The organism is Pseudorhodobacter aquimaris, from assembly GCF_001202025.1.
Taxonomy (GTDB): Bacteria; Pseudomonadota; Alphaproteobacteria; order Rhodobacterales; family Rhodobacteraceae; genus Pseudorhodobacter; species Pseudorhodobacter aquimaris.
The window spans coordinates 62,092-76,924 of sequence record NZ_LGHS01000030.1; the positions used below are offsets into that span (position 1 = coordinate 62,092).

General features: G+C 56.1%; 10 protein-coding genes. All 10 read left to right on the forward strand.

Going from position 1 to position 14,833, the window contains the following annotated elements:
- Window positions 1–10 precede the first annotated feature (10 nt).
- Window positions 11–463: a 50S ribosomal protein L11 gene (gene rplK / locus AKU94_RS04620; protein ID WP_050526156.1), complete on the forward strand. Its 453-nt coding sequence runs from the start codon at window positions 11–13 to the stop codon at window positions 461–463.
- 3 nt (window positions 464–466) lie between these two features.
- Complete coding sequence (rplA, locus tag AKU94_RS04625) at window positions 467–1,165, forward strand: 50S ribosomal protein L1 (protein WP_050526157.1); 699 nt, start codon at window positions 467–469, stop codon at window positions 1,163–1,165.
- Between the two features lie 269 nt (window positions 1,166–1,434).
- Entirely contained in the window at window positions 1,435–1,950 is a 516-nt protein-coding gene (gene rplJ, locus AKU94_RS04630) for a 50S ribosomal protein L10 (RefSeq protein WP_050526158.1), read from the forward strand.
- Between the two features lie 69 nt (window positions 1,951–2,019).
- Window positions 2,020–2,391, forward strand: coding sequence for a 50S ribosomal protein L7/L12 (rplL, locus tag AKU94_RS04635; protein WP_050526159.1), 372 nt, complete (start codon window positions 2,020–2,022; stop codon window positions 2,389–2,391).
- Between the two features lie 260 nt (window positions 2,392–2,651).
- Window positions 2,652–6,785, forward strand: a complete 4,134-nt coding sequence (rpoB, locus tag AKU94_RS04640; RefSeq protein ID WP_050526160.1) for a DNA-directed RNA polymerase subunit beta — start codon at window positions 2,652–2,654, stop codon at window positions 6,783–6,785.
- Window positions 6,786–6,855: 70 nt separating this feature from the next.
- On the forward strand, window positions 6,856–11,070 hold the full coding sequence (rpoC, locus tag AKU94_RS04645; protein WP_050526161.1) for a DNA-directed RNA polymerase subunit beta': 4,215 nt from the start codon (window positions 6,856–6,858) through the stop codon (window positions 11,068–11,070).
- Window positions 11,071–11,444: 374 nt separating this feature from the next.
- Window positions 11,445–11,816: a 30S ribosomal protein S12 gene (gene rpsL / locus AKU94_RS04650; protein WP_050526162.1), complete on the forward strand. Its 372-nt coding sequence runs from the start codon at window positions 11,445–11,447 to the stop codon at window positions 11,814–11,816.
- 11 nt (window positions 11,817–11,827) lie between these two features.
- Window positions 11,828–12,298, forward strand: a complete 471-nt coding sequence (gene rpsG, locus AKU94_RS04655; RefSeq protein WP_050526163.1) for a 30S ribosomal protein S7 — start codon at window positions 11,828–11,830, stop codon at window positions 12,296–12,298.
- Between the two features lie 11 nt (window positions 12,299–12,309).
- Window positions 12,310–14,433, forward strand: a complete 2,124-nt coding sequence (gene fusA, locus AKU94_RS04660) for an elongation factor G (RefSeq protein WP_050526164.1) — start codon at window positions 12,310–12,312, stop codon at window positions 14,431–14,433.
- Between the two features lie 84 nt (window positions 14,434–14,517).
- Window positions 14,518–14,833: GTP-binding protein (locus AKU94_RS04665; RefSeq protein WP_198144829.1), on the forward strand; the 316-nt coding region annotated here is incomplete at its 3' end.

Sequence of the window (14,833 nt, forward strand, 5' to 3'; positions counted from 1 at the left end):
GAGAGGCCAAATGGCCAAGAAGATTATCGGGCAGCTGAAGCTGCAAGTTAAAGCGGGTCAAGCTAACCCATCCCCACCCGTTGGTCCAGCATTGGGTCAGCGCGGGTTGAATATCATGGCTTTCGTCAAGGAATTCAACGCAAAAACCGCTGATCTGGAGCCGGGAACGCCGACGCCAACGATCATCACCTATTATCAGGACAAGTCGTTCAGCCTTGAAACCAAGTCTGCTCCGGCCTCTTACCTGTTGAAAAAAGCTGCTGGCCTTCCACCTGTTGGCAAGCGCAGCCGCGCACAGGGTTCGCCAAAGCCTGGCCGTGAAACAGCCGGTACGGTAACCGCCGCGCAGATCCGCAAGATTGCGGAAGAAAAGATGAAAGATTTGAACGCGGTAGATGTTGAAGGCGCGATGCAGATCATCCTTGGTTCGGCCCGCTCTTGCGGTATCGAGGTGAAAGGATAAATCATGGCAAAGTTTGGAAAACGTACGCGCGCGGCGCGGGAAGCTTTTGCTGGCAAAGATCTGATCTCGGTCGATGAGGCTGTTGAGCTGATCAAGGCGAATGCCACGGCCAAGTTTGACGAGACGCTTGAAATCTCGATGAACCTCGGGGTTGATCCACGCCACGCCGACCAGATGGTCCGCGGCGTTGTGACCTTGCCGAACGGCACGGGTAAAACGGTTCGTGTAGCCGTATTTGCACGCGGTCCAAAAGCGGATGAGGCAACGGCTGCCGGTGCGGATATCGTTGGCGCCGAAGATCTGATGGAAGCTATTCAGGGCGGCAAGATCGACTTTGATCGTTGCATCGCAACACCTGACATGATGCCATTGGTTGGTCGTCTTGGTAAAATCCTCGGCCCACGCAACCTGATGCCAAATCCGAAAGTCGGGACTGTGACGATGGATGTGGCCGGTGCTGTTGGCAATGCCAAGGGCGGTGAGGTCCAGTTCAAGGTCGAAAAAGCCGGTGTTATTCATGCTGGTATCGGCAAGGCGTCGTTTGAAGGCGCGAAACTGGCCGAAAACGTGCGCGCCTTTGTTGACGCAGTTACCAAGGCGCGTCCTGCCGGTGCAAAAGGTACCTATGTGAAGAAGGTATTCCTGTCTTCGACTATGGGCCCCGGTGTTTCTGTGGAGCTTGCCTCGACCGAGGCGAAGTAATTTCGAAGGCGGGTGCAAACCCGTCTTTTGAACAAGAATTCCGACCCTTAGGGGAAGGAGTGGCGGGGCCGCCGATTTGGCCCTGTCCTGTCCGAGACGGTGGGGGGGCTTTGGCCCTTAATCTCCTGCCTGAGATGGGGAACGAGACAAATTTCCGGGGGCTGTCCCTCGGGTGATCTGGCCTCGGGACCCGTAAAAGGACCCGAACGCCCTCTCTTAGAGGGGGCAAACATGAGCCGGGGGGAAACCCCCAAACTTGGAGTGAAACTGTGGATAGAGCACAAAAAGAGCAGGTGGTCGAGGAACTCGGCCAGATCTTTGAAAGCTCTGGCGTCGTAGTGGTTGCCCACTATGCCGGGATCACGGTTGCACAGATGCAGGACCTTCGCGCGCAAATGCGTGAAATCGGTGGTTCTGTACGCGTTGCCAAGAACAAGCTCGCCAAGATCGCCCTTGAAGGGAAGCCTGCTGCAAAGATGGCTGACCTGCTTACGGGCATGACTGTGATGGCCTATTCCGAGGACCCTGTCGCTGCTGCGAAGGTCGCGGATGAGTATTCCAAGAAGAACGACAAGTTCGTTATTCTTGGCGGTACTATGGGCGATACACTGTTGGATCCTGCCGGTGTGAAAGCCGTCGCAGCGATGCCGTCGCGTGAGGAGCTTATTGCTTCGATCGTCGGTTGCATCGGTGCGCCTGCATCGAACATCGCCGGGGCCATTGGCGCGCCTGCTTCGAACATCGCCGGCATCTTGTCCACGATTGAGGACAAGGCTGCCGCCTGAGCAATCTAATGATCCGGCGTGGTTGTTGATACCGACGTTGGAACCCATCTTAACTGAACGGAACAGAAAATGGCTGATCTGAAAAAACTCGCCGAAGAGATCGTAGGTCTTACCCTTCTCGAGGCACAAGAACTGAAAACCATCCTGAAGGATGAGTATGGCATCGAGCCCGCTGCTGGCGGCGCTGTGATGATGGCTGGCCCTGCTGCTGCTGGTGAAGCTGCAGAAGAGCAGAGCGAATTTGACGTTGTTCTGACCGAAGCCGGTCCTAACAAAATCAACGTCATCAAAGAAGTTCGCGGCATCACCGGTCTTGGCCTGAAAGAAGCCAAAGATCTGGTTGAAGCTGGCGGCAAAGTCAAAGAAGGCGTTTCCAAAGCTGATGCTGAAGAGCTGAAGAAAAAACTGGAAGAAGCTGGCGCGAAAGTCGAACTGAAGTAATTTCGGTTTGGCGTGTCGCTGGTCGACCGCGTAAAAACAAGGCTGGGTGCGATGGATTTCGCGCCCAGCCCTCTGCGTCTAAAGCAGGTCTTGGCAGGGGTTTGACCCCAAATCCCTTCCAAGGTGTGTTATCCAAGTTCGGGAGCTTTCCGGTGGGACGGAAGGCATGAATGGAACCGATAACCCCTCTATCGCCAAGCGGCGTATGCTCGTGGCCCGACGAGCCTGCGCCGGCGAAACGATGAAAGGTGACTATGAGCATGGCTCAGAGCTACGTAGGTCAAAAGCGAATCCGCCGCTACTTTGGCAAAATCCGTGAAGTTTTGGAGATGCCGAACCTTATCGAGGTTCAGAAATCCTCCTATGACTTGTTCCTGAAGTCGGGCGAAGGCCCGAAACCCGCCGATGGCGAGGGGATTCAGGGCGTTTTCCAATCGGTATTCCCGATCAAGGATTTCAATGAAACTGCTGTTTTAGAGTTCGTGAAATACGAGCTTGAAAAACCGAAATATGATGTCGACGAATGCCAGTCGCGCGATATGACATACGCAGCACCGCTCAAGGTGACACTGCGTTTGATCGTGTTTGATGTCGATGAGGATACCGGCGCACGCTCGGTCAAGGACATCAAGGAACAAGACGTCTTTATGGGCGACATGCCTTTGATGACGCAAAACGGCACCTTTGTGGTCAACGGCACCGAGCGTGTGATCGTCAGCCAGATGCACCGTTCGCCTGGCGTGTTCTTCGACCACGACAAGGGCAAGACCCATTCGAGCGGCAAACTGCTGTTTGCCTGCCGGATCATCCCTTACCGCGGCTCTTGGCTGGACTTTGAGTTCGACGCCAAGGACATCGTATTTGCACGCATCGACCGTCGCCGCAAACTGCCGGTGACGACGCTTTTGTATGCGCTTGGCATGGGCCAAGAGCAGATCATGGACGCGTATTACAATACCGTCAGCTACAAATACGAAAAGAACAAGGGCTGGGTCACCAGATTCTTCCCAGAGCGTGTGCGCGGCACCCGCCCTGCCTATGACATCGTAGATGCTGACACCGGTGAGGTTCTGTGCAAGGCCGGCGACAAGATGACGCCGCGGATGGTCAAACAGATCATCGATGCCGATAAAGTCAAAGAATTGTTGCTGCCCTTCGACCAGATCCTGGGCAAATATGTCGCAAAGGATATCATCAACGAAGAAACCGGCGAGATTTGGGTCGAAGCCGGTGACGAATTGACGATGGAATACGACAAAGACGGCGAGATCAAAGGCGGCAGCCTGAAGGTTTTGCTGGATCAGGGCATCACCGATATTCCGGTTCTTGATATCGATAACGTCAATGTCGGCCCCTATATCCGCAACACTCTGGCCGCCGACAAGAACATGGGCCGCGATACCGCGTTGATGGACATCTACCGCGTTATGCGTCCGGGTGAGCCGCCAACCGTTGAGGCTGCATCCAATCTGTTCGATACCTTGTTCTTTGATAGCGAGCGTTACGACCTTTCGGCCGTTGGGCGCGTGAAAATGAATATGCGTCTGGATCTGGGTAAGCCCGATACCCAGCGCACATTGGACCGTGACGACATCGTGGCCTGCATCAAGGCGTTGACCGAATTGCGCGATGGCAAGGGTGAGATCGACGATATCGACCACCTCGGCAACCGTCGTGTGCGTTCTGTTGGCGAGCTGATGGAAAACCAGTACCGCGTCGGTCTGTTGCGTATGGAACGTGCGATCAAGGAGCGGATGTCTTCCGTCGAGATCGATACGATCATGCCGCAAGACCTGATCAACGCGAAACCTGCGGCGGCGGCTGTGCGTGAATTCTTCGGCTCTTCGCAGCTGTCGCAGTTCATGGACCAAACCAACCCGCTGTCCGAAGTTACCCACAAACGTCGTCTTTCGGCGCTTGGGCCAGGTGGCTTGACACGTGAGCGTGCGGGCTTTGAGGTGCGCGACGTTCACCCGACCCACTACGGTCGGATGTGCCCGATTGAAACGCCGGAAGGTCAGAACATCGGTCTGATCAACTCTCTCGCGACCTTTGCGCGGGTGAATAAATACGGCTTTATCGAGACCCCATACCGCAAGGTTGTGGACGGCAAAGTGACCGACGAAGTGGTCTATATGTCGGCCACTGAGGAAATGCGGCACACCGTTGCGCAGGCGAATGCGCAGTTGGATGATGAAGGGCGCTTTGTGAATGATCTGGTTTCCACACGGAAATCCGGCGACTTCATGCTGAACCCTTCGGACGCGGTGGATTTGATCGACGTGTCGCCAAAACAGCTTGTCTCTGTTGCGGCCTCCTTGATCCCCTTCCTTGAAAACGACGACGCCAACCGTGCCTTGATGGGTTCGAACATGATGCGTCAGGCGGTTCCTTTGGTGAAATCCGACGCGCCATTCGTTGGCACGGGGATCGAAGGCATCGTTGCGCGTGACAGTGGCGCGGCCATCATGGCGCGCCGTGCTGGTATTGTTGACCAGGTGGATGCGCAGCGTATTGTTGTGCGTGCGACCGAGCTGATGGAACCCGGAGAGCCGGGCGTGGACATCTACCGTCTGCGCAAGTTCAAACGCTCCAACCAGTCGTCTTGCATCAATCAGCGTCCGCTGGTGAAGGTGGGTGATACGGTTGTGCGTGGTGAGGTTGTGGCCGATGGCCCAAGCACCGATATGGGCGAGTTGGCCGTTGGCCGGAACGTCATCGTGGCCTTCATGCCGTGGAATGGCTACAACTACGAAGACTCCATCCTAATTTCGGAACGCATTCTGAAAGACGACGTATTCACCTCGATCCATATCGACGAATATGAAGTCGCGGCGCGCGATACGAAGCTGGGGCCAGAAGAGATCACCCGCGATATTCCCAACGTCGGTGAGGAAGCCTTGCGCAACCTCGACGAAGCCGGGATCGTTTATATCGGTGCCGAGGTGCAGCCGGGCGATATTCTGGTCGGTAAGATCACGCCAAAGGGTGAAAGCCCGATGACGCCGGAAGAAAAGCTGTTGCGCGCGATCTTTGGTGAAAAAGCCTCGGACGTTCGTGATACTTCCCTGCGCTTGCCGCCGGGTGCTTTCGGGACAATCGTCGAAGTGCGTGTGTTCAACCGTCACGGGGTCGACAAGGACGAACGCGCCTTGCAGATCGAACGTGAAGAGGTGGAGCGCCTTGCACGTGACCGCGACGATGAGTTGGTCATTCTGGAGCGCAACATCTATTCGCGCCTCAAGACCCTGATCATGGGCAAGACCGCTGTTAAGGGGCCGAAAGGCATCAAGGCAGGGTCGACCATCGATGAGGATCTGCTGGGCACGCTGAGCCGTGGTCAGTGGTGGCAGTTGGCGCTTGGTGAAGAAGCCGAAGCCAAGGACGTCGAAGCCCTGCACGACCAGTTTGAAAGCCAGAAGCGCGCCTTGGATCACCGTTTTGACGATAAGGTCGAAAAGGTCCGTCGCGGCGACGACTTGCCTCCGGGCGTGATGAAGATGGTCAAGGTGTTCGTGGCGGTGAAGCGCAAGCTGCAACCGGGCGACAAGATGGCCGGTCGTCACGGCAACAAAGGTGTTGTGTCCAAAGTGGTTCCAATGGAAGACATGCCGTTCCTCGCTGATGGGACGACCGTGGATATCTGTTTGAACCCCTTGGGTGTGCCTTCGCGGATGAACGTTGGTCAGATTCTTGAAACCCACATGGGTTGGGCAGCACGCGGCTTTGGGATGAAGATCGACGAGGCATTGGCCGCTTACCGTCGTTCGGGCGATATGAGCCCGGTGCAGGAAGCGATGCGTCTGGCTTATGGGGATGAAACCTATGAGGCAGCCTTTGGCGACCGCAGCGACGAGGACTTCCTGGAACTGGCAGGCAATGTGACGGCAGGTGTGCCGATTGCAACGCCGGTCTTTGACGGCGCCAAGGAAGTGGATATCAACGACGCGTTGAAACGGGCAGGCTTTGCTGAATCCGGTCAGTCGATTGTCTTTGACGGCCGCACGGGTGAGCAATTCGCACGTCCGATCACCGTAGGCGTCAAATATCTGCTCAAGCTGCACCACCTTGTTGATGACAAGCTGCACGCACGTTCTACCGGCCCGTACTCGCTTGTGACCCAGCAGCCGCTGGGTGGTAAGGCGCAGTTCGGCGGTCAGCGTCTTGGGGAAATGGAGGTCTGGGCCCTGGAGGCTTATGGCGCTGCATATACCCTGCAAGAGATGCTGACTGTGAAGTCGGATGACGTGGCGGGCCGGACCAAGATGTACGAGAGCATCGTGAAGGGCGAAGACAACTTTGAGGCCGGCGTGCCTGAAAGCTTCAACGTTCTGGTGAAGGAAGTACGTGGCCTCGGCCTGAATATGGAACTCCTGGACTCGGAAGAAGAATAAGCGGGCAGCCCCGGTTTAACCGCCGGGGCGCCTCGTTCGCCTTCCGACGCCCCTTTTCAAGGATTGAGACATGAACCAGGAACTTTCGACCAACCCGTTCAACCCGGTAGCCCCGGTCAAGACGTTTGACGAGATCAAGGTCTCTCTGGCCTCACCAGAGCGGATTTTGTCGTGGTCATACGGTGAGATCAAGAAACCGGAAACCATCAACTACCGTACGTTCAAGCCTGAGCGTGACGGTCTGTTCTGTGCGCGTATCTTTGGCCCGATCAAGGACTACGAATGCCTTTGCGGCAAATATAAGCGCATGAAATATCGCGGCGTTGTCTGCGAAAAATGCGGTGTAGAGGTTACGCTGCAAAAGGTCCGCCGTGAGCGGATGGGCCATATTGAGCTGGCAGCACCCGTTGCCCACATCTGGTTCCTCAAGTCGCTGCCATCGCGCATCGGTTTGATGCTGGATACAACGCTGCGCGATCTTGAGCGTATCTTGTATTTTGAAAACTATGTGGTGATCGAACCCGGCCTGACGGATCTGACCTATGGCCAGCTGATGTCCGAGGAAGAATATCTCGACGCGCAAGATCTTTACGGTGCAGACGCCTTTACCGCCAACATCGGTGCCGAGGCCATCCGTGAGATGCTGGCCGCGATCGACTTGGAAGCGACGGCTGAACAGCTGCGCGAAGAGTTGAAAGAAGCCACCGGCGAATTGAAGCCAAAAAAGATCATCAAGCGTTTGAAGATCGTTGAGAGTTTCTTGGAATCGGGCAACCGTCCTGAGTGGATGATCCTGACCGTTCTGCCGGTGATTCCGCCAGAGCTGCGCCCGCTGGTGCCGCTGGATGGCGGCCGCTTTGCGACCTCCGATCTGAACGATCTGTATCGTCGGGTTATCAACCGTAACAACCGCCTCAAGCGTCTGATTGAACTGCGTGCGCCCGATATTATTGTGCGCAACGAAAAGCGGATGTTGCAGGAATCGGTGGATGCGCTGTTTGACAACGGTCGTCGCGGTCGTGTGATCACGGGCACGAACAAACGTCCGTTGAAGTCGCTTTCGGATATGCTGAAGGGTAAGCAGGGTCGCTTCCGTCAGAACCTTTTGGGGAAACGGGTCGACTTCTCGGGTCGTTCGGTTATTGTGACCGGCCCGGAATTGAAGCTGCATCAATGTGGTTTGCCCAAAAAGATGGCCTTGGAACTGTTCAAGCCGTTCATCTATTCGCGTCTTGAAGCTAAGGGTCTGTCCTCGACCGTCAAACAGGCGAAAAAGCTGGTGGAAAAAGAACGTCCCGAGGTTTGGGATATTCTTGACGAGGTGATCCGCGAGCATCCTGTGCTGCTCAACCGTGCGCCGACGTTGCACCGTCTTGGCATTCAGGCGTTTGAGCCGATCCTGATCGAAGGCAAGGCCATCCAGTTGCACCCTCTGGTTTGTTCGGCCTTTAACGCCGACTTTGACGGTGACCAGATGGCGGTCCATGTTCCGCTTTCCCTGGAAGCGCAGCTTGAAGCCCGCGTTCTGATGATGTCGACGAACAACGTGCTTTCGCCTGCAAACGGTGCGCCGATTATCGTGCCATCGCAGGATATGATCTTGGGTCTGTACTATACGACCATGGAACGTAAGGGCATGGTCGGTGAAGGCATGGCCTTTGCTGATGTCACCGAGGTGGAGCATGCGCTTCAAGCGGGTATCGTTCATTTGCACACAAGCATCACTGCGCGTGTGAAGCAGATCGATAACGAGGGCAATGAGGTCTGGAAACGGTATGAGACAACACCGGGCCGTTTGCGCCTTGGTGCGATGCTGCCGCTGAATGCCAAAGCGCCGTTCGATCTGGTGAACCGCTTGCTGCGCAAGAAAGACGTCCAGAACGTCATTGATACGGTTTACCGTTATTGCGGGCAGAAAGAGTCCGTGATCTTCTGTGATCAGATCATGACCATGGGCTTCCGTGAGGCGTTCAAGGCCGGGATTTCCTTTGGTAAGGACGACATGCTGATCCCCGACACCAAATGGCCCATCGTGAACGATGTCCGCGATCAGGTGAAGGAATTCGAACAACAGTATATGGACGGTCTGATCACTCAGGGCGAGAAATATAACAAGGTTGTCGATGCCTGGTCAAAATGTTCCGACAAGGTCGCCGGTGAGATGATGGCCGAAATCTCGGCTGTTCGCTACACCGACGAGGGCGCCGAGCAGGAACCGAACTCGGTGTACATGATGTCGCACTCCGGTGCGCGTGGTTCGCCTGCGCAGATGAAGCAGCTGGGCGGGATGCGCGGTCTGATGGCCAAGCCAAACGGCGAAATCATCGAGACGCCGATCATCTCGAACTTTAAAGAAGGTCTGACTGTGTTGGAGTACTTTAACTCCACCCACGGTGCCCGTAAGGGTCTTGCGGATACGGCTTTGAAAACTGCGAACTCGGGTTACCTGACACGCCGTCTGGTCGACGTTGCACAAGATTGCATCGTTCGGGCGCATGACTGTGGCACCGAAAACAGCATCACCGCTTCGGCCGCCGTGAATGACGGTGAGGTTGTGTCCTCGCTGTCGGAACGCCTGCTGGGTCGTGTGGCCGCCGAGGATATCCTCGTGCCCGGTCAGGATGAGGTGATCGTAGCCCGCGGAGAGCTGATCGACGAACGTATGGCGGATCTGATTGATCAGGCCGGCGTTGCTTCGGCACGGATCCGCAGCCCGCTGACCTGTGAAGCCGAAGAGGGCGTTTGCGCCCAGTGCTATGGTCGTGATTTGGCCCGTGGTACTTTGGTGAACCAGGGCGAAGCTGTCGGCATTATCGCCGCACAGTCGATCGGTGAACCGGGTACACAGCTGACGATGCGGACATTCCACATCGGTGGTATTGCGCAGGGTGGCCAGCAGTCGTTCCTCGAGGCGTCACAGGAAGGCCGCGTGGAATTCCGCAATGCCAACCTGTTGGAAAACGTCAATGGTGAACAGGTCGTCATGGGCCGCGCGATGCAGATCGCGATCATCGACGAGGCCGGACAGGAACGGGCCGTGCACAAGGTATCTTATGGTGCCAAGGTTCACGTCAAGGATGGTGAGGCGGTCAAACGTGGCGCCAAGCTGTTCGAATGGGACCCCTACACCTTGCCGATCATCGCGGAAAAGGCCGGTATTGCGCGGTTTGTGGATCTTGTGTCCGGCATCTCTGTCCGTGAGGATACCGATGATGCGACCGGCATGACACAGAAGATCGTGTCTGACTGGCGTTCGGCCCCGAAAGGCAGCGACCTCAAGCCAGAAGTCATCATCATGGATGCTAACGGTGAGCCGGTGCGCAATGACGCGGGCAATCCGATTTCCTATCCAATGTCGGTTGACGCGATTTTGTCGGTCGATGACGGTCAGGACATCCGGCCCGGTGACGTTGTTGCCCGTATTCCGCGCGAAGGCGCCAAGACCAAGGACATCACCGGGGGTCTTCCTCGGGTGGCGGAATTGTTCGAGGCACGCCGTCCAAAGGACAATGCTATTATCGCAGAATCCGATGGTTATGTACGCTTCGGCAAGGACTACAAGAACAAGCGCCGCATTACGCTTGAACCGCTTGATGACACCTTGCAGCCGCTTGAATACATGGTGCCGAAGGGCAAGCACATTCCGGTTCAGGAAGGTGACTTTGTCCAGAAGGGCGACTACATCATGGACGGCAACCCCGCCCCGCACGATATCTTGCGGATTCTCGGCGTGGAGGCTTTGGCCAACTACATGATCGACGAGGTGCAGGACGTGTACCGTTTGCAGGGCGTTAAGATCAACGACAAGCATATCGAGGTGATCGTTCGCCAGATGCTGCAAAAGTTCGAGGTTCTTGACTCGGGCCAGACCACGCTTCTGAAAGGCGAGAACGTCGATAAGACGGAGTTGGATGAAGCCAATGCCAAGGCGCATAAGCTGGGTGTTCGCCCTGCAACCGCCGAGCCGATCTTGTTGGGTATCACCAAGGCGTCCTTGCAGACGCGCAGCTTTATCTCGGCTGCGTCCTTCCAGGAAACCACACGGGTTCTGACCGAGGCTTCGGTTCAGGGCAAGCGCGACAAACTGGTCGGCCTGAAGGAAAACGTCATCGTGGGTCGCTTGATCCCGGCAGGGACGGGCGGTGCAACCAGCCGCGTGAAGCGTATCGCCGCCGAGCGCGACCAAAAGGTTGTCGACGTACGCCGCGACGAGGCCGAGCAAGCCGCCGCACTGGCTGCGCCCGAGGTTGTTACAGCGCAGCCCGTGGAAAGCCGCGACGAGTAGAGCTTGCGCGCTTGAAAAACATTGCCCCCCCGCAAGTGATTGCGGGGGGCTTTTTTATGATCGGCCCATGGATGGCGTCGGCTGTGTTCGACGTTGGATGTCTTTCGGCCCGGTGTTGACATCTACTGCGACTCCCCCTACAAGCCCCATCACCTGAGGTATGCGGTTGCATGTCCGACGGTCTCAAAGACTAAAGTGGTCAAGATCCGGGCCGATAATTGCCCCGATCCTCTGTAATTCCACCGCACCGTCACCCGAAAGGGAGGGCGTTTGCGGTTTTGGTGTTTTGTGAAGGCACAAGATGCCGTCGAGAAGCAGTGTACCGGAAAGACAAACCGGTGCGAGTATTGACAGTTGCAACACGAGGAACGTGAATGCCAACGATCCAACAGCTAATCCGCAAGCCGCGTGAACCGCGCGTAAAGCGGTCCAAGTCTATGCACTTGGAATCCTGCCCGCAAAAACGTGGGGTATGTACCCGCGTTTACACAACCACCCCGAAAAAGCCTAACTCGGCTATGCGGAAGGTCGCCAAAGTGCGTCTGACCAACAGCTTCGAGGTTATCTGCTATATTCCGGGTGAAAAGCACAACCTTCAGGAACACTCCGTTGTCCTGATCCGCGGCGGTCGTATCAAAGACCTTCCGGGTGTCCGTTACCACATCCTGCGCGGTGTGTTGGATACCCAAGGTGTTAAAGATCGTCGTCAACGTCGTTCGAAATACGGCGCAAAGCGGCCGAAGTGAGGGGATAAGATATGTCACGTCGTCACGCCGCTGAAAAACGCGAGATTCTACCCGACGCCAAATATGGCGATAAGGTTCTGACAAAGTTCATGAACAACCTGATGATCGACGGCAAGAAATCTGTCGCCGAATCCATCGTCTACAATGCGCTGACCCGCGTTGAAGAGCGCCTGAAGCGCGCCCCGATCGAGTGCTTCCACGAAGCGCTGGAAAACGTGAAGCCCTCCGTCGAAGTACGGTCGCGCCGCGTTGGTGGTGCCACCTATCAGGTGCCTGTTGACGTGCGCGTGGAGCGCCGCGAAGCTTTGGCCATCCGCTGGCTGATCATCGCTGCCCGCAAGCGCAACGAAAACACCATGGAAGAGCGCCTTGCAGCCGAGCTTTCGGATGCGGTGAACAACCGTGGTACTGCCGTTAAGAAGCGGGAAGACACTCACAAAATGGCCGACGCGAACAAAGCGTTCAGCCATTATCGTTGGTAAGGGGATCCTAAATGGCTCGCGATTTTTCAATCGACCACTACCGCAATATCGGGATTATGGCGCATATCGACGCGGGTAAAACCACGACGACTGAGCGTATCTTGTTCTACACAGGCAAAAACCACAAGATGGGGGAAACGCATGATGGCGCTTCTACCATGGACTGGATGGAGCAGGAACAAGAGCGCGGCATCACCATTACCTCCGCTGCGACCACGACTTCGTGGCAGCGTCAGGAAGATCCGACCACCGAAGGCACCAATGAGACGAAATACCGTTTCAACATCATCGACACCCCCGGCCACGTTGACTTCACCATCGAAGTTGAGCGTTCGCTGGCGGTTCTGGATGGTGCGATCTGCTTGCTCGACGCCAACGCCGGTGTAGAGCCGCAGACCGAAACCGTTTGGCGCCAGGCTGACCGCTACAAGGTTCCGCGTATCGTTTTTGTCAACAAGATGGACAAAGTCGGCGCTGACTTCTTCAACTGCGTGAAAATGATCAAGGACCGCACCGGTGCGACCCCGCTGCCGATCGCTTTGCCGATTGGTGCCGAGGACAAGCTGGAAGGTATCGTCGATCTGTTGAAGATGGAAGAATGGGTTTGGAACGGCGAAGACGTAGGCGCTTCCTGGTCCCGTGGACCTATTCGCGACGAGCTCAAAGAGCTGGCCGACGAATGGCGCATGAACCTGCTTGAAATCGCAGTAGAGCAGGACGACGACGCTATGGAAGCGTATCTGGAAGGCAATGAGCCTGACGACGAGACGCTGCGCCGCTTGATCCGTAAGGGTACATTGGCCTTGGACTTCGTACCTGTTACTGCGGGCTCGGCGTTCAAGAACAAAGGCGTTCAGCCCTTGTTGAACTCGGTCATCGACTTCTTGCCTTCGCCGGTTGATGTGCCTGCCTATATGGGCTTCAAGCCCGGTGATGAGACGGAAACGCGTGACCAGCCACGTTCGGCTGATGACAAGTTGCCCTTCTCCGCGCTTGCATTCAAAATCATGAATGACCCCTTTGTCGGCTCGCTCACATTTACCCGGATCTACTCGGGTGTTGTGAAGAAGGGCGACCAGATGGTCAATACAACGAAAGGCCGCAAAGAGCGCGTCGGTCGGATGATGATGATGCACGCAATCAACCGTGAAGAGATCGAAGAAGCCTATGCAGGCGACATCATCGCTTTGGCAGGTTTGAAAGAGACCACGACTGGTGACACCCTGTCCGACCCGAACAATCAGGTCGTTCTGGAAACCATGAGCTTCCCCGACCCGGTTATTGAAATCGCGGTTGAACCGAAGACCAAGGCTGACCAGGAAAAAATGGGTATCGCGCTGGCACGTCTGGCTGCCGAAGATCCATCCTTCCGTGTGGAAACTGACTTTGAATCCGGTCAGACCATCATGAAGGGCATGGGCGAACTTCACCTCGACATCTTGGTTGACCGCATGAAGCGGGAATTCAAGGTTGAGGCGAATATCGGCGCGCCGCAGGTGGCATACCGTGAAACCATCTCTCGTGAAGCGGAGATCGACTATACGCACAAGAAGCAGTCCGGTGGTACCGGTCAGTTCGCGCGCGTAAAAATGATCATCATGCCAACCGAGCCTGGTGAGGGTTACTCCTTCGAATCCAAGATCGTTGGTGGTGCTATTCCAAAGGAATACATCCCTGGTGTCGAAAAAGGTATCAAGTCGGTTATGGACTCCGGTCCATTGGCAGGCTTCCCGGTTATCGACTTCAAGATTGCGCTGATCGATGGTGCTTTCCATGATGTTGACTCCTCTGTTCTGGCCTTTGAAATCGCGGCACGTGCCGGGATGCGTGAAGGTCTGAGAAAGGCGGGGGCCAAGCTTCTGGAACCGATCATGAAGGTCGAAGTTGTTACGCCCGAAGAATACACCGGTGGTGTTATCGGCGACCTTACCTCGCGTCGGGGTATGGTGACGGGGCAAGATACCCGCGGCAACGCCAATGTGATTGCATCGATGGTGCCTTTGGCGAATATGTTCGGCTATATTAACACGCTACGCTCGATGACTTCGGGCCGCGCTGTGTTCTCGATGACCTTTGACCACTACGATTCGGTTCCACAGGCCATCTCGGACGAGATCCAGAAGAAATACGCTTAACCGGTGTGGCGGGGACTTCCCCGCCCTACCACCCCGTAGGGTTGGGGCTTGCCCCCACCACAACCGAAATGACAGGAGGCCATAATGGCAAAGGCAAAGTTTGAACGTAGCAAACCGCACGTAAACATCGGCACGATTGGTCACGTTGACCACGGCAAGACGACGTTGACGGCTGCGATCACGAAATATTTTGGCGACTTCCGCGCCTATGACCAGATCGACGGCGCGCCCGAAGAGAAAGCACGCGGGATCACGATCTCGACCGCGCACGTGGAATATGAGACGGCAAACCGTCACTACGCCCACGTTGACTGCCCCGGCCACGCTGACTATGTGAAAAACATGATCGCCGGTGCTGCGGGGATGGACGGTGCGATCCTGGTTGGGAACGCGGCTGATG